The following is a 15,927-nucleotide window of genomic DNA, read 5'->3' as shown; positions in this document are numbered from 1 at the left end:
ATGGACAGAACCTATGCCTTCGTGGATGAGTCCGGGAATTCCGACCTTGATACGTCAAAGGGAGGAAGCTCGGGCTTCTTCATCGTGTGCTCCATTCTGGTGGCAGAGAAAGACCTGGAAGCTGCTTATGCCCAAGCTGAAGCACTCCGCATGCGTCATTTTCAAACAGGCGAGATCAAATCCAGCAATCTGAAGCCAAAAGATTCAGATCGCCGTGCCCGAATCCTCAACGAGCTAGCCGAGCTGCCATTCAAGCTCTATTTCACCGTCGTTGATAAGTCCCGAATTCACAAAGACGGCGGCCTCCGTATCAAGACCTCGTTCATAAAATACGTGAACGGGTTGCTCTATGAACGTTTATTCCGCGCATACCCTGACCTCCAGATGATCGTAGACGAGCATGGTGGCCAGGAATTTCAGGAGAGCCTCAAGAGCTACGTTGCAGAACGATTCGTGGACGACTTATTTGGCGATAAGGATGCCTTCCAGACGATGGCCAGTAAGGACAACGTTTTGGTTCAGGTTGCAGATTTTTTTGCGGGCTCAGTCGCTCAGATCTACGAAGGTAAAGCATCGGAAGAAGCCGTTCTTGCCTACAAAAAGATCCTACGCAGCCTGACTCTTGGAATGCTTGAGTGGCCATCCAAGTACCAGTCTCTTCTGCCACCGCCGACAGATGAATCTAGGTATGCAGACTACCAGGTACACCAAGAAGCTCTCCGCCAGGCTGATCGTTTTAGCGAGCGGGCTGGTGAGCACCCTGATGAGGATGAGCGCCTGCAATTGAGCATCCTGCGGTTCTTAAGATTTCAAAGCGAATTCGTCACCAAGGATTACGTGCTGACTACGGAGATCATGGCCCATTTAAAGGACAGCGGATTGGGAGAGGTCAACGGCCAGAGAATCCGATCCAGTGGCATTGCCAAGCTTCGGGATGCGGACGTCATCATCACAAGCGCGGCCAAAGGCTACAAGATCCCTCAAACACGGGCAGACATAAACGAGTTTCTTGAAAGAGCGTCAGGCATTGTTGTTCCCCTACTGGAACGGGTCAAAAAGGCTCGAGAGGTATATCGGCTAAGTAGTCGAGGAGAATATGACATCGTGACGGCAGCCAACCTGGCTGAGCTTGCCAAGCTGCTCACTGCGCTCGAGGCGTTTGCAGATGACTGAACTCAGTCATGGCAACGAACCTCAGCAGGCTGCATTGATCCAGGATGAAATCCTAGAGATCTTGAAAGAAGCCAAGGTACTTGCGCGTAGATACTATCGCTTGACCGGCAAGCCGCTGGGCGTGACAGGCGAGGTCGCAGAGTACGAAGCTGCTACTCGACTCGGCCTGTTACTACATCCTGCAAGGCAGGCAGGTTACGACGCTACAGAGACGCTGGAAGATGGCGTCGCGAGAATCCAGATCAAGGGCCGCTGTATCCTGAACCCGCTAAAGATTACGGGCCGTATGGGCGCAATTGATCTACGACAGCCCTTCGATATTGTGCTCTTAGTGCTGCTTGATTCTGAGTTCAACGCATTTGCAATGTACGAAGCGAGTCGTGCCAAAGTAGAGGCAGCGCTGACCCTGCCAGGGTCGAAAGCCAGAAATGAACGGGGAGCTCTGGCGATTAGGCAATTCATGTCGATAGCTACCTTGCGCTGGGCTCGCCATGAGGCCAGCGAATCAGAGAATCTACTTCCCTCCTAGAATCGAGCGCTAGTGGTATGTTGCTCTGAGATACATATTTAATGTCCCCAATAAGGCACATTAACCATCATTTTTAGGCTTAATGGCCCTATTTGGGTACATTGGGATGAGGGATGGATTGCGGCAACCAGTGACAATTGCTGCCACTGTACGGGACAACATGCTGAACATCCTTCAATTGCCGACTAGGGTGCCGGTGGTCTTGAACATTACTGATGCCCACTCAATGAAGCTGACCGCAGGTGGAACACCGACTACCCAACCCTTCAGTCTTAATTGGAGTAGTGGAAGGCATGGCTGTTATGGCCATTCACGCTCCATTTAAAGGGCGAGGATTTGATTCCGGCTAGCTTGGTTCTGCATGAACAGCAGGATGTCGAAAACCCTGCCTGGGGTGTCTTCTAGTCCCTTGTGGTTGCTCGTCAGAATCCCCTCCTCGAATACTTCCCGGTTTAGGTTCCAGCAGTGCCCCAGATAAAACGGTAGCTCGCAGATTCGACGGCCTGCTGCTTGCTGTACGTTCCTCGGCAGGAGTTGCTGTCCCGTGAAGCCCGCTTTCCCCGCTCGAGCTAGCCCACCCCTTACCTGGCTATCCAGTGCAGGAATCAGCCCGGTGATGAGAAGCAGGGCTTTCATGGGATAAGTGATGCTGGTGTTGTTGAAAAACAGCACATCCGCCAGCGTATTCAGGATCCCCAGAATTTCCTGGTCGAAGGCTCCAACATCATTGAGTGGTGCATCGCTGTTCAGGAGACGATGCTCCTGCAGATTGAGGCTGAATGCCGCAAGGCTTTGCTGGCTCAGTTTGAGTAGGCGCTCATGAAGCCGCTTGTCCTTCAGAGCACTTACGATTTGCGGGACGGGGCGAAGAATTGGGCTTCTCCGTCTGCAAGCGCCCCAGTTGCGTAACGCTATCGATAACGCCTGGGCGAGTAGTGCTGCATTTGCGCGGCCCGACGGCGCATTGAGATATCGATATGCAAACGATTGCACGTTTGAGAAGTCCTGGTGGTAGGACAGCCTGAAGTCGTTGATGGCTGATGTGATATCGAGGGAGCTGCCAACCAGTCGAAGCATGTTTTCCATCACAGCAGAAGGGGGAGCCACGAGTGTGTAATTTGCCCTGCAGCAGGTCAAGCTGGAACCCGAGATGCCAGTCCTACTGACGGGCACATGACAATGGCTTGACCGCCTTGGAATCCCATTACGGCGTCATCAAAATCGGGGTGAGGGTCAGCCTTGATGCTAACTGGATGGAAGGGCAGCTTCCGACGCTCCCGAAAGATGTGGGTGGCATTACGTTCACCTGCACCCCCTACAGCTAGGAATTGAACATCTTCGGGCACTGGGCTGTAGTCGTGTTGCATGCTCCAGGCGCCTGCGTGTGAGGTCTCGCAGTGTCACCAGCGCTGGTATTCAGCTCGATAGTCGTCAGCTTCCTGGTGGGTGGTTTTATTCTTAACTAATTGATCTATATGGATTTATTTTAGTCCCCCTATAGGCCTTTGTGGTTAGTCTTCAGAATCGCATCCAGACAGACGCCATCTCGCATGGCCTGTCCGGTGAAAGCTGTGGGGGCACATTTCACCGTCCAATTGCGCAGGGATGTGCAGCTGCGGTTCACCGCTTGGACGGTAGGGTTCTGAGCGACCCACACCGTTCGCCTTCCCCGTGGGTTTGGGGAAGCCCCGGAAGGAGTTCCGGCGTCGGCCTGGAGGCCACTGCGTTCGAAGTGTCGTCCTTGGATGACAGCGATCCTGTACATGGCAGCGACGGTTGTGCAGGGTGAACGCCGAGTAAACGGTGAGCAGAATGAAGAACTTCATTCGATCTGTTTGGCGTCTGGTGGTTGATGTATCTCGAGTGCTCCGAGCGGGCCTTGCGGTACTAGACTATTACGACCGTCACAATCCTTAACCAGCCACCCGCCTGAGGCAACTCAGGCGGGTTCTTTTCCTGCGTTTTACTGCTCGACACTGCCGAAGGTCGCTTCGAAAAGCGCAAGCTTTTTCTCAATGAGCTCCAGATCTTGGGTATCAAGAATTTTTATGAATGACTGATTGATCGTGTTGCTCAAATGTACGCGGCCCTTGAACACATCTCCTTGGCCAAGCATGGCGTAGGAGAAGTAATCAACTCGTCCTGTCCAATAGCGATGGGATCCCTCGGGAGTATCAAGGTTCCAATGCTCAAACCGAACAGCTTTCAGATATTCTTGCAGCCCCCCAGAAATATTGCCCCTCCCATACCAGTAGGGCTTGTAAGGGATGCTCTTCTGAAGTTCGGACAACACCAAAGCCATAGCTCCGAGGGCCAAGGCCATGCTGATGTCTTTCTTGAATTCAGCGAAGTTGAGAACTTTGCAAAGCTTACCAAATAGCGGTAGGGCTTTTTCGAATATGTCGTTATCGATCTCTCGGTCTAGAAGGTTGGAATAGAACCACTTGAACTTATCTGCGTTGTCTCTGAACTGAGATTCACAGGTTTCTGCATCGATCAACATATGCTGAGGTGTGGAGAGTGGAAGCTTTATGTAGTGTGCCAACTCAGCAATCAAGCACCGTGCTTCGCCAAAAGGAGGCTCGTGCTCTGTAATTTTATTGAGGAGCTGTAGATTGCCTTCTGTGTGATGGTCAAGCTCCATCCTGATCAAGTAGGTATATAGCTGTTCATCTATTGGCAGCCGAACGGGCTCTTGATCCTCGACATGCAGTACACCCTGTATACGGGTTGCCAAGTGGTTGATGACGTGCATGAACCGCTGCAAATTTCCTCCACACTCCAAACTGGCTTCCTGAGAAAGCTTCCAGTCTACGTTGTCCAGCAGGCCTCGCATCCTCCCATACGTGTCGTTAATGGAGGCAATTCGCTCACGCGGTATCTCGAAACTAGCATGGCTTTTGAGGTCGGATATTAGCAAAACTTCTTCCGTGGCACCTTCGATTCCATAGCAGTCACGTATTTCATAAGACGGCTTCTTACTGATTCTTGGAGGTGCTAGAAGAGTGAAGATCTTGTTATGCTCGGTCTGGAATCGGTACAGCGTCTTAAGCACTTTGAGTGTTTTTGTCTTGTCCTCCGAGAAGAACTCGGAAAAACTTCTGCCGAGGATAGGCAAGGCCATTGACTTTATTTTTTTTAGCCTGTCGTGGGCCTCGATCTTGCTTTCGCTACGGATTTCATCTTCAAGTGCCTTGTAAGTTTGGATACTCTCGGGAAGCTGCTTGAAATTCCCAAGGTCAAAAGCTCCGGGAAATATTATTTCTCTTTCTTTATCAGTTATCAGGTCGTTAACAATAACGTATAGCTGGCTTACGCTCTCAGGGCGGCCTCCCAGCATTCTCCCGTCCACCCGAAGCTCTCGAAATTTGCGGTGGTGAACGTATTCATACGAAGCAAATGAGGCGTCATCACCGAATTTGGCTTTAACTTCATCTTCAAACATGTGACGGAAAAGTTCCTTATCCACATCTCACTCCATTAAGTATCGACAGATTCACGAGATGGCATAATGCCATATTTTTTGAGTTTGAGCTGCAGCCCACCTGTCCGGCCCGATGGGCACATTGGGCACTATGACTAGGGGTAATTCGATAGTGAAGACGCTCTGCCTTTGGTATTGGTTGGCTTGCAGTAATCTCCAAGGAGGGTGCTAGACCTGAGGAGCAGTGTGATAAGGGAGAGCCGTCGTCGTCCGATCCTTTGCTCATGGAGGGCGGCTACAATGACATGCGTTGGTTTGGAGCGGCCTTGGCCAGGCTAAGGCGCTCTGTTAGGATGGCACTATGAAATCACTGACAAGGACGAGAGTATGGCTTCTTTCATCGTTTATAATATTCAGTTGCTGCCTGCTAACACCAAAAGCACTAAAGAGGTTGGTGTTGAAGGGTATAAGAAGCTTTTTGAAGCTTTGCATGAAAGAACCGTACAGGCATTTAAAAAGAAAAAGCTTACAGATATGTCCTATGTCTTAGCGTCGGATACGTACTTCGCGCCACGGAGCACTATATGTGATGATGTGATTGCGTATGGTGAATGGATCAAGTATCACAAAAGCGATTCGGTAGAGGATTTGTATTCCAATACGACCCTTTTCCAAGCCGCCAAAGGAACGTTCCCTGTCGCCAATCGGGTTTCATTCGACTATGTATTTGACTACGAAAGTCACAGGATGGCAATTTCAGAGTCGGGTGGACGCCTACCTAAGCCTTCAGTCTGCAACGAAGCGCTAGAGGAAATCTTTTCAAAATTTGCTCTTGAAGTTTTCCCTAGGCACGTCCTGAAAATAAACTTGGTGTCCGATCCGACAGAGCTTGAGAGCGTTCTGAGGAACGCGGAGGGCTTCAAGGCTGTTAGTACGACCCTAACCTTCCCTAATGGTCACCGTCTAGGTAAGCAACTTCAAGAGCTGAAAAATAAAAACGTACATCACCTAAGGGTCGAAGCATCAACTGAATCTAAAGACTCTGCAATGCCTTCGTTGCCAGACTTCTTGAAGGAAATGGTAGAGGCTTCGGTGCATTACGGTAAAACATCCTTGTCCTATATTTTGGAGGCTGGGGGGCGGCTGCATCGATATACATCATCCAAGTATCCTTTAAAGATTCAGGTGAGAGCGAAGAAGAATGAGCAGCCTGCCCAAATTAGATTGCGGATAATGCAGGCTTTGCGTCAGCTAGGCCGGGCTGCTGAAGGAGAAGGGGATGATATATAGATTCCTAGTCAAGATACCTGTAGTCGGCGTGGTCATTAAGATAATGAACGCGTACGCCTTTCATGGCGATTTTGACGCAGATAACCGGTTCGCAAGTGTTTGGGCTTGGCTCAAGGCATATTTTGCGGGTGTACTTGTCTCGGTTGTGTTGACCGCATTCCTAACGCCGAGTATTCCTAACATGTTCCTGTCACACTGTATACGACTTGACTATACGGTTACCGTGATGCCAGGTGATCTTGCGACGGGTATCCTTCCGAATCTTCTGGGTTTTGGTATCGGTGTGTATGCATTAGTTTTTGCACTAGACAGGTCGTTGGTTAAGGATCTGCAAGCAACATTTCAGGGCTCCGGGAAGCCTAGTATTCCAGGGTCGGTATTGCTGTTAAATGCTGAAATGGCGCTGCCACTGATTATGCTGATTGCTGCAATTGTCGTCGGCGTTATGCAGAAGGTATTCCCAAATGGTGTTTTGCTCATTGCCGGGTCTTGGTTTACTTTCTGGTTATCAATATATTTCATATTAGGATTGGTACACTCCCTATTTATGATGGTGGATGTCCATCTATCTCAACGCCTTAAAGATAATTAACAATCACGCCTAGGAGTGAGACCTGGATGGTAGAGCGGGAGTAACTGGTTGGCGCGAAATCTGCGGTTTTCAACCGCTCACCACAGGGACGAGCAGCTATCGGGCACGACCGCAAGCGTAGCGCGCCGGCCCACGGAGGGCGAGCGGCTTGAGGATGGAAGCCCGCAGGGCCAAAGACAGGCGCAGCTGGGGTTTGGTTCACGAGAGCCGTCCCCCCCCCCCGGAGGGAGCAAGCCAAGAATCGCATGGCCTAACGGCTCATCAATCCAAGTGGGGAGTACCAGGTAAATCGCTGGGTCAGGAGGACGGAGTGAGCTTGCGCGCAATCTCAAAGTCCTCATCTCTCAAGCGCTTCAGCTCCAGCAGCTCTGCCTCATATTCCTCAACGGTCAAATCAGTTTTTAACCGCTGTACAAGTTGCTCCTGTTTACGATCAAACAGCTCCATGGCACTTGTGAGATGCACCGAAGTAACCGTTGCGGAATAACCTGCAATCTCCTTGAAGGCAAGATGAATGTAGCGCTCTACTGACTCCGGCGATTTATGTCCTGTCCACATCATGACTTCCGCGATAAAGCCTTTGACATCGAGAAGCGCTCGCCGGAATTCATCGGAGTTTGACATCTCATGTTCTTTGATCATTCTCACGAATTTCTTAGTGATGAATGCGTGCCTGAACATATGCGGAGATATCTTCTCTTTAATTCCTGCTGCTATTTTGAGAGCTGTGACCTCAGAGGTGATTGTATCCGGCAGTAGCCCTTCACCTGTTGTTTCGCCTATAAACAAGAAGCCATCGTTTTTACCTTTCTTGAATTTTTTGGCAACCTTCCTGCGATGCAGATCGATGAAGGGAATGATATCGCTGAGGATCATCTTATGAATCGGAATCAACCGTTCGCTTGAAGCTCCTTGTTTCCAAGTCTCCAAGCGAAGCATTGGCTTGTCCGAATTAAGTGCATTCAGGATATCCTCGACCCGGATTCTGGAAATTTCCCCTCGCCGTGCCCCCGTGTGCTCTAAGAGCAGAAGCATAATCTTCCGCCTCATGTTAACGAATCGAGAACTGGGCAATATGTCAACAGCATCGGTCAGTTTCTTGATGTTGGCATCAGTAATGGGGAAGACGCTTCGGGTACGCCCCCCAAGGCTAAGGGAATGATGGTGGATATAGCTCTTCTTAATGCTTCGACCATTTCGGGATGTAATGGTGAAAGTCTCATGGGTTATTCGAATCGTACCACCCTTGGACACAAACTCCGGGTTGCCATTGAGTCGCCCTACAAACTCCAAGAAGTCCAAGCAAAGGCGGCCAATCGCTAGAATGGTAGGTTCAGACTTTTTCTTGGCGGTTGGGTAGATAGGGGACTTCTCGTCTCTCAATGAATCAATGAAAGTCGTGAAGGTCGAATCTGTTAGGTGAATGAGGTCTATGTTTTTGTAATAGCAATAGCGGATCAACTGTCCTATTTTAGAAGCGTATTCTCCAAGTGAACCTCCCTTAGAGCCTCGAGTAGATAGGCCACGGTTACCACCACGACCTGCACGCTCAAGAAGAGACAGTATGAAGAGATTCGCTGGGATACATGGCGATCCGTCTGGCCATGTTATAAATGGGATGCTGTTAAAAGTATTGGTTTCAATTCTACCCAGCGCCATATGGGAGAAAAGCGTTAACTCATCAACGAGCGAGTAAAGCTGATGAGAGGTGTCCTTCTTCATCATCGATACTCGTCAAGGTTGATGACGGCCTTCTCATCTGGATTTGTAAGCCTGTTAAATGGCGGGGCATTGAGCGACGTGATTGCTGACAGCGCCTTGATCGCCTCTGTCGCACGTAGCGCCCTAACGCCTGCGGAGGAGGCGTCTCGAACACTCTTTATGTCATCAAGGGAACGATTAAGGGCCTGCAACAACACCATGCTTGTCCTTTGCAGCGCAGAGAGCTTGTGCTCAAGCTCCTCAACGCGCAGGGTGAGTCCTACCTTAGTCCGCTTATTGGAACGCTCCGCCCTACGCTGGGCAGCTTCCACTGCCTCCAGAGCTGAAACACGAAGCCTGTTAAATCCATCGAACCCTGTCGGGATGTGCCGCTCGGCGTAAGTCTTGAGCGTATTTAAGCTCATGGGCGCTGTCGTCTTTGCTGCCTCTCCTGCCTGGAAGCTGATTTCCAGGCCCGCCGTCGCCACTTGGCTTTTGAGGGCCTGGATCAGTTCTTTATTGTCCTTGAAACTATCGGGTGACTTATGGACTTGATGAAGGAACTCCATAAGTGTATTAAATGCCAAGGTGTTTCGCTCTACGCGAGAATCAATCTTCTTCATGCGTCAACCCCAATTACTTTTGCGATTACTTTAAAGCGTTGGCCATCGCCGTCTTCGAAAAATTCGGGCTCGATGGTAATTGCACCTTCTTCCATCAGATCTGCGAGGTAGTCTTCCAGTTCGTTTGTATCAGCGAGCGTGAAATTCTCAGTGCCATAACGAGCGGTCACTAATGCAGCTAGGCTCTCGTAGCTTTCAATATCGCCACTGTGCAAGGCTTCAGCCACATACTGGGCTTTGGCGCCTGCAAGAGTCGCTCCGTCCATTGCTTCGGTAATGTAATGCCAAACATGTTGGACGTCAGTGTGCCCAAGCATCCACTGCAACGTTTCGAGGCCGCCGAAACTGCTGGAGTAGAAGAATAGCATCGCGAAGAAGCGCCTGAGTTGATGTTGGCGAATATAGTAGCGATTGCCATCTTCATTTGTTTCGGTTTCAAAGTAATCGCAGAAGAAGTTAAGATTCTGGTTGTAGTTGTGTGCGTTCGCTCTCGCGAGAGTTAATACGCCATTAATAGATGGGCTGCTGAAGATTTCCATTAGCTCATCAATGTAACCTAAGCGTTTAAGGATTTTTTGCATTCGAACTAGGTTTTTAATCATTTGAACCGCAATGGGCTCAATCGGCCTGACCTCGACCTGACGAATTCCGAAGAGATTCTGAGTGCTTTTCCGATTTCGGAATACAAGCCATTGCTCAGAAACATCTAGGCAATTGGATGCGTGAAGATCCTGAAGCTCTCCGACTCGACGAGCCATTAGGGCTCCGACAACGACCTGGGTGCTCCCAATATACACTCTGATAAGTTCAAGTAGACCTTTATTGGCTCGGAGGTCTAAGTAATACTCAGAGACTGACTTCTTGACACGGTAACCGTAGCCGCTGCCTACTGCACGCCGAGACAGCCCAAGGTGCTTAATCCCGAATTCGCGAAGATCCTCACCAATAATGCGACATACTGAGCGATCTTCAAGCTCGCTAGTTTGTATGCCATTTAGTTTGCAGTGAAGTGCGATTTTGCATAAGCCATTAATGAGCGTTTTGCCATGTTTTATATGAAATTCAATCGCATTCCTAACAGCGCTGAATACCACCCGTGAAGGTATAGTCCTAAACCGACCTGGCTTACCAGTCTCAACCATAAATCTCTTCACGGCGGCTAGGTCATCTACAGACGGTGCAAGTAATCCCACTTCATGAAGGTTGCCAAGGCTATAAAGAACCCTCCTGTACCCGTAGAAGTCGGAATCACATATTGTTTCTGCGTTGCCAGTCTTTACTGGTATTGGGAATAGTTCTCGGCTAAAGTATTCATGCTCTTTGATGTTAAGAATTTCGGTGGTCGGCTTTAATTCATGGCGGCCTTTCAAGGTGTCGCGGTAGATGATTTTAGAGATTTTTACAGAGTTGGCGTAGTAGCCTTTCTCAGAGTGTCCATACATTCCGTTCAAATACAAGGCTGCACGAACGCGCGGGATCATCTCCAGCGGAATCTCAAGCGTATTGTTCTCAGCTTGGTCTGGCGTGATGTTACTTAGCTGAGGGAGCTCTTTGAGCGCGTGGGTAATTTGGCTCGCGTCGGTCTGGAGGGTGAGATTTAAGCAGAAAAGCGATAGCCTCTTACTCCAGCCATATACTGCCTCCGCTGCGAATGTGCTTGAGCAAACTTCAGATAGAATAATCTTAAGTGCATCCCTGCCCAGGCCGGCAAGACCATGCTTCGCCAATTGGAAATTTTTAGCGTTGAGTAACAGAAAATCCATAATGTGTAAGGCATGATTGAACTCGCTAGCCCTTGTTGCAGCTGAACCGGTGCCGGAGCCAGACTGATCGAGAGAATAAGTAGAACCTGAAAGGAAGTATTTGAATCCGTCTAAGAGTTCTCTGTTTTTACGGGCAGTAAGGCGGCTGCCATCGTCAAGCAGGACGTTCCAATCAATACCTTTCGGCTTTACGAAGCCAAAGCTATACTCCCAAAAATTGTCATCAAACTCACTAAGTAACCAATCTGCTTGCCTTAGTGCAATCCTTGGCTCAACGAAAAAAGGTTCCAGGAAGTCGAGTTCAGGCGGCAGTTGCATAAATGACCTTTTTCATTCGGTTTGGATTATAATGAATTTTTGCGGTATTCAAGTGCTCTTTTAGTAAGCTGTCATGACCACGCTCGATCTCTTCGCTTACGGATTTTGAGACTTCGGCCCAATACCTAGCTCTACCGCAAACGTTTTGTGTTTGGTCGGCAGTTTCAACGGCGGCCTCTAACGAAAGAAGAGCCGTCATGATCCCTACATCAATCGATATGTAGACGCGGCTATTTTGTGATGCGGCCTTTTCAGCGCTTGGCTTGTTCTCTGGGTTTCTCAGGTGATGAGGTATATCCTTAAGTGCATGGTTTTTTAGGAAAGAATGCAACTCATCCATGCTTTCAAAACTTGTAGCGTCCAACAGGTATGGACTATCTTTCATGGCTTCACAAATGATGCTGCGTTGGAAAATTCTGATCCACCTGGTTTGGAAGAAGGATAGGATGGCTTCAGGAAGGTATCTTCTCAATAGGCTTGTTTTATAACTAGCATGGCCCAGCGCTTTTGCCATTTCCGTAACACTTTTCGTACGAAGGTACACCTCAACACCGCATGAGGATCTCAGAGATGAGAGGGAAACCTTTTCTAAGAAAAGTAGTGTCTCGCAGGGCATCATTTTTTCATATGAGGCGAATTGATCAATTAAGCTTTCACGTAAGTAGTTATTCGTCTTAAATCTAGCCCGACCCCATAGAGGCAGCTTGGAACTTGATGGAGAAGCAAATCCTTGGCCGCAGGTGATGAAAAGTTCCTTCCAGACAGGGTTTCCCTCTTCACGAAGAACGTTTCTGAGCGGTGCTGTGATTTCAATGATCTCCTCAATCCATCGCTGGGAGTTTTCAGTGAGATCAATGACCTGTTCACTCAGTTTCTTGCCTTTTCGATCTTTATAACCTACTAGCTTTGCGCCGTTGTCCGACTTGACGTAGCCTATGTAGTCTCCGTTGTCATGTTGAAGCTGAAGTTTTTTAAGAAATCCTGGTGTGATTTCCGGGTGCTCGCTCACTAGGAGGAACATGTAAGGATGAAGACTGTTAGCTGTTGGCAGTCCCAATAAGTCGGCAATTTTTCTGACGCCATCTTTTCCGAAACGCGTTTGCAGATAATCGTCGCCTCGTTGGAAACCATCTTTTTCAAATGTGGCGCAAATATTCTCTGGGCCGATTTCAGCTATGGTTCTTTCTGACATGCCGGAGTCAATTGGCGTGCCTGTTTCTGCGATCTTTCTTCGCATGCGAGCGCTGCTAATTAGTTTTGAGCTCTGTTCAAGAGCCCAGCTTTTTATAATTGAAATATCTGTCTGAATCCTGCTGAACAAAATTTCAATTGCTTCCTCATCTGTAAGGTATAGAGGGATAGGCGTGATTAGTTTTTCATGCACGATAACGCCGTCCTCCCCCATTTTTTTCCTGCTGTTATGGCCGAAGTCAGGCCTCGGCTTTGGTTTAGGCAAGCCACCTTGATAGGGAGTCGCCCACTTACCTGTCTCTATGAAAATTTCTTCACAGGTCGATATGAAAGTAGCCCAATACGAAATCTGAGGATTAATTTTCAGTCCACGACTATGTACATCCATAAAGAAATCTTTCATGAAAGCAAGGAAAAATGCTTTTATCATTTGAGGATGCTGGAATGTTACAGCAGGCCAGTCTTCACAGTTGGCTGAAAGGAACTCTGCCAGTTTGTTGACTAAGGTGCATGCAGGCCGTGCGAGTTTTTTAAAATGTTGTTGCCACTGAAGGAAATAATCCTCGGTGAAACTTTGACCATGGCTTGTCCAGATACCTGCAAGGGCGAGGTAATAAGATTGGCCTTTAGAGCTTTCTGCAATCCACCCATTCCAGTATTGCATGCGTACTGGGCACAGCTTGGAACGATGCTCCTGCCAGATGCCATCGCATAGCTCCATGCTCACACGGTCGTGTTCCACCCGCTCCATTGCAGGGATCTCTTCGCAAAGAGCCTGATGAACAACAGCCATGAGGCGAGCAGTGGGGCGGCGCGAGGAGGTGTGCATTTCAACAAAGTCATCACTCATCACGGCACCCATGAACCCCCTGACCAAATCCAGGTATTTTGGGCTGGAGAGATCAAGGTAGGTGACCTGGGCGTTATGCAGGTCACAATAGCACTCGAGTAGCTTAAGGGCGGTGCTGTGGCTAGCGGTGCTGCTAACCCTCTTAGCTGTCCTTTCCAGCAGTTCTACTACTTCCGGTGCTAGGGCCTTGAAAGGGTAGTTCACCAACGATGCGGTTCTTTTGATGATTGTCAATTTCTGGCTGCTCGTACAATATCGCTTATGACGCTCTATTTAGGGCGTTTTTGGTATTTTGACAGGATGGTGCAATCGGTCAACTTTGCCAACGCAGCCTCGACGCCGACCTGGCGCTGGCCCTGAGCCTGAACGGCCGCGAGCTGTTTCGCGATGAACAACCGCTGAAAATCCTGCTGATGTCCGCCACCCTCGAAGGCGAGCGCCTGGCCAGCCTGCTGGATGACGCACCGATCCTGCGCAGCGAAGGGCGTATGTTCCCGGTGCAGATGCGCTGGGGCCGGCCGTACCAGCCGGGCGAATTCATTGAGCCTCGGGTGGTGCAGACCCTCCTCGAAGCCTTGCAAGACCAGACCGGCAGCGTGCTGGTGTTTTTGCCGGGGCAGGCCGAGATCCGCCGCGTCCATCAGCAACTGGCCGACGCGCTGGGTGATCGCCAGGATGTGCTGCTGTGCCCGCTGCACGGTGAACTGGACCTCAACGCCCAACGCGCCGCCATCGACCCGGCGCCGGCCGGCAAGCGCAAAGTGGTGCTCGCCACCAACATCGCCGAGACCAGCCTGACCATCAACGGCGTGCGCGTGGTGATCGACGCCGGGCTGGCGCGGGTACCGCGTTTCGACCCCGGCAGCGGCATGACCCGCCTCGACACCCAACGCATCTCCCGCGCCAGCGCCACCCAGCGTGCCGGCCGGGCAGGGCGTTTGGAGCCGGGGGTGTGTTATCGCTTGTGGTCCGAGGACCAGCACGAAGGGCTCGCCGCCTATGGCAGTGCCGAAATCCTCGCCGCCGACCTCGCAGGCCTGGCCTTGCAACTGGCGCGCTGGGGCGTCACGCCCGCGCAACTGGTGTGGCTGGATGTGCCGCCGGCCGCCGCGTATGCCCAGGCCCAGGATCTGCTGGTGCGCCTTGGCGCGTTGAATGAGGAAAAACTCACCGCCCATGGGCACAAAATGGCCGAACTGCCGGCGCACCCGCGTATCGCGCATCTACTGCTGCGCGGGCAGGCTTTGGGGCTGGCGGCAACGGCCTGTGACGTCGCCGCGTTGTTGGGCGAGCGCGATATTTTGCGCGGTGGCGGTGCGGATTTGCACAGCCGTCTGGCGCTGTTGTCTGGCGAAGAACGCGCACGCGGCACTCAAGGTGGCGTGCAACGGGCCAAGCAACTGGCGCGGCAATATCGCGGTTATTTGCGGGGCCAGGCCGTGCAGCCCGTGGCCGATCCTGACCACCCACGCTGGCTGGGCGCCTTGCTGGCACTGGCCTACCCGGACCGCGTCGCCCAGCAACGTCGTCCCGGTGGCGCCGAATATCGCTTGGCCAACGGCCGCGCGGCGCTGTTCGCCGAAGCCGACAGCCTGATGAAACAATCCTGGCTGGTGATCGCCGACCTCGGCAGCCGCCAGGGCCAGCGCGAAGAACGCATCTACCTCGCGGCGGACTTTGACCCGGCGTTGTTTGATACGGTACTCGCCGAGCAAGTGCGCAACGTCGATCAGCTCGATTGGGATGAGCGTGAAGGCGTGCTGCGCGCCGAGCGCCAGCGCAAAGTCGGCGAACTGGTACTCAGCCGCGAACCCCTTACCGGCCTCGACGAAAACGCCCGCAGCCAGGCGCTGGTCAACCTGATGCGCCGCAAAGGCCTGGAACTGCTGCCCTGGACCCCCGAACTGCGCCAATGGCAGGCCCGGGTGATGCTGCTGCGCCAATTGGACGCGGGTAAAACCAGCGAATGGCCGGACGTCAGCGACAAGGCGTTGCTCGCCGGCCTGGAGCATTGGCTGATGCCCTACCTGGGCAAAGTCTCGCGCCTGAGCCATTTCGCCCACCTGGATATTTCCAGCTACTTGCACAACCTGCTGCCCTGGCCGCTGCCCCAGCGCCTGGACGAACTGGCGCCGCAGCATGTGAAAGTGCCGTCGGGGTCATCGGTGCGGGTGGATTACAGCGAACAGCCGCCGATCCTGGCGGTGCGCCTACAGGAACTGTTCGGGCTGGCGGATACCCCGCGCATTGCCGGTGGGCGCCAGGTGGTGAAGCTGCACCTGCTGTCGCCGGCGCGGCGGCCGGTGCAGGTTACCCAGGATCTGGCGAACTTCTGGCGCAGTACCTACGCCGAAGTGAAGAAGGATCTGAAGGGGCGGTACCCGAAACATTATTGGCCGGATGATCCGCTGATCGCAGAGCCGACTGCCAGGATCAAACCCCGAAAGCCGTAACGCCAAAGATCCAAAAATGG

10 protein-coding genes and 1 pseudogene are annotated in these 15,927 nt (G+C 51.4%); 5 read left to right on the top strand and 6 right to left on the bottom strand.

Translation table 11 applies throughout. The features are described 5' to 3' along the window. Together KSS96_RS24925 and KSS96_RS24920 are read left to right on the top strand one after the other, a co-directional pair. Positions 1–1,173: a DUF3800 domain-containing protein gene (locus KSS96_RS24925; protein WP_217855424.1), complete on the top strand. Its 1,173-nt coding sequence runs from the start codon at positions 1–3 to the stop codon at positions 1,171–1,173. Next, positions 1,166–1,702 (top strand): hypothetical protein, encoded by a 537-nt coding sequence (locus KSS96_RS24920; protein ID WP_217855423.1) that lies wholly within the window; start codon positions 1,166–1,168, stop codon positions 1,700–1,702. Before KSS96_RS24925 ends, KSS96_RS24920 begins: the two co-directional genes overlap by 8 nt. Positions 1,703–2,023: 321 nt before the next feature. Here the strand turns inward: KSS96_RS24920 and KSS96_RS24915 are convergent, their stop codons facing one another. Next, complete coding sequence (locus KSS96_RS24915; RefSeq protein WP_054044287.1) at positions 2,024–2,779, bottom strand: hypothetical protein; 756 nt, start codon at positions 2,777–2,779, stop codon at positions 2,024–2,026. 886 nt (positions 2,780–3,665) lie between these two features. After that, the gene (locus tag KSS96_RS24910) at positions 3,666–5,171 is read right to left on the bottom strand and encodes a translin family protein (protein ID WP_217855422.1); all 1,506 of its coding nucleotides are present in this window, start codon (positions 5,169–5,171) and stop codon (positions 3,666–3,668) included. A gap of 342 nt (positions 5,172–5,513) precedes the next feature. Here KSS96_RS24910 and KSS96_RS24905 point away from each other — a divergent pair, with 342 nt between their 5' ends. After that, the gene (locus tag KSS96_RS24905; RefSeq protein WP_146477824.1) at positions 5,514–6,416 is read left to right on the top strand and encodes a DUF4747 family protein; all 903 of its coding nucleotides are present in this window, start codon (positions 5,514–5,516) and stop codon (positions 6,414–6,416) included. Positions 6,417–6,459: 43 nt separating this feature from the next. Beyond that, entirely contained in the window at positions 6,460–7,008 is a 549-nt protein-coding gene (locus KSS96_RS24900; protein WP_217855421.1) for a hypothetical protein, read from the top strand. 297 nt (positions 7,009–7,305) lie between these two features. On the opposite strand, the gene KSS96_RS24895 is transcribed toward KSS96_RS24900, so the two are convergent. From KSS96_RS24895 to KSS96_RS24880, 4 genes are read right to left on the bottom strand one after another with little or no spacing between them, the layout of a single operon-like run. Further along, on the bottom strand, positions 7,306–8,730 hold the full coding sequence (locus tag KSS96_RS24895; RefSeq protein ID WP_225913300.1) for a tyrosine-type recombinase/integrase: 1,425 nt from the start codon (positions 8,728–8,730) through the stop codon (positions 7,306–7,308). Beyond that, positions 8,730–9,332, bottom strand: coding sequence for a hypothetical protein (locus KSS96_RS24890; protein ID WP_217855419.1), 603 nt, complete (start codon positions 9,330–9,332; stop codon positions 8,730–8,732). Before KSS96_RS24890 ends, KSS96_RS24895 begins: the two co-directional genes overlap by 1 nt. Next, on the bottom strand, positions 9,329–11,413 hold the full coding sequence (locus tag KSS96_RS24885) for an integrase (protein WP_217855417.1): 2,085 nt from the start codon (positions 11,411–11,413) through the stop codon (positions 9,329–9,331). The genes KSS96_RS24890 and KSS96_RS24885 overlap by 4 nt, the downstream gene beginning before the upstream one ends. Next, the gene (locus KSS96_RS24880; protein ID WP_217855415.1) at positions 11,397–13,658 is read right to left on the bottom strand and encodes a hypothetical protein; all 2,262 of its coding nucleotides are present in this window, start codon (positions 13,656–13,658) and stop codon (positions 11,397–11,399) included. Before KSS96_RS24880 ends, KSS96_RS24885 begins: the two co-directional genes overlap by 17 nt. Positions 13,659–13,777: 119 nt before the next feature. On the opposite strand from KSS96_RS24880, the pseudogene hrpB reads away from it, so the two are divergent. Then, positions 13,778–15,907: pseudogene (gene hrpB / locus KSS96_RS24875) on the top strand (ATP-dependent helicase HrpB); the annotation flags it as partial. Positions 15,908–15,927 lie beyond the last annotated feature (20 nt).

It is taken from the genome of Pseudomonas asgharzadehiana (genome assembly GCF_019139815.1).
GTDB lineage: Bacteria > Pseudomonadota > Gammaproteobacteria > Pseudomonadales > Pseudomonadaceae > Aquipseudomonas > Aquipseudomonas asgharzadehiana.
Note: the sequence above shows the minus strand (reverse complement) of the source record. Positions and strands in the feature narration are given on the sequence as shown.

Bases quoted from the DNA above. Each gene is read 5' to 3' on its own strand.
- KSS96_RS24905 (WP_146477824.1), top strand. From the start codon at position 5,514: ATGGCTTCTTTCATCGTTTATAATATTCAGTTGCTGCCTGCTAACACC.
- KSS96_RS24915 (WP_054044287.1), bottom strand. From the start codon at position 2,779: ATGCTTCGACTGGTTGGCAGCTCCCTCGATATCACATCAGCCATCAAC.
- KSS96_RS24920 (WP_217855423.1), top strand. From the start codon at position 1,166: ATGACTGAACTCAGTCATGGCAACGAACCTCAGCAGGCTGCATTGATC.
- KSS96_RS24900 (WP_217855421.1), top strand. From the start codon at position 6,460: ATGAACGCGTACGCCTTTCATGGCGATTTTGACGCAGATAACCGGTTC.
- KSS96_RS24885 (WP_217855417.1), bottom strand. From the start codon at position 11,413: ATGCAACTGCCGCCTGAACTCGACTTCCTGGAACCTTTTTTCGTTGAG.
- KSS96_RS24895 (WP_225913300.1), bottom strand. From the start codon at position 8,730: ATGAAGAAGGACACCTCTCATCAGCTTTACTCGCTCGTTGATGAGTTA.
- KSS96_RS24890 (WP_217855419.1), bottom strand. From the start codon at position 9,332: ATGAAGAAGATTGATTCTCGCGTAGAGCGAAACACCTTGGCATTTAAT.
- KSS96_RS24925 (WP_217855424.1), top strand. From the start codon at position 1: ATGGACAGAACCTATGCCTTCGTGGATGAGTCCGGGAATTCCGACCTT.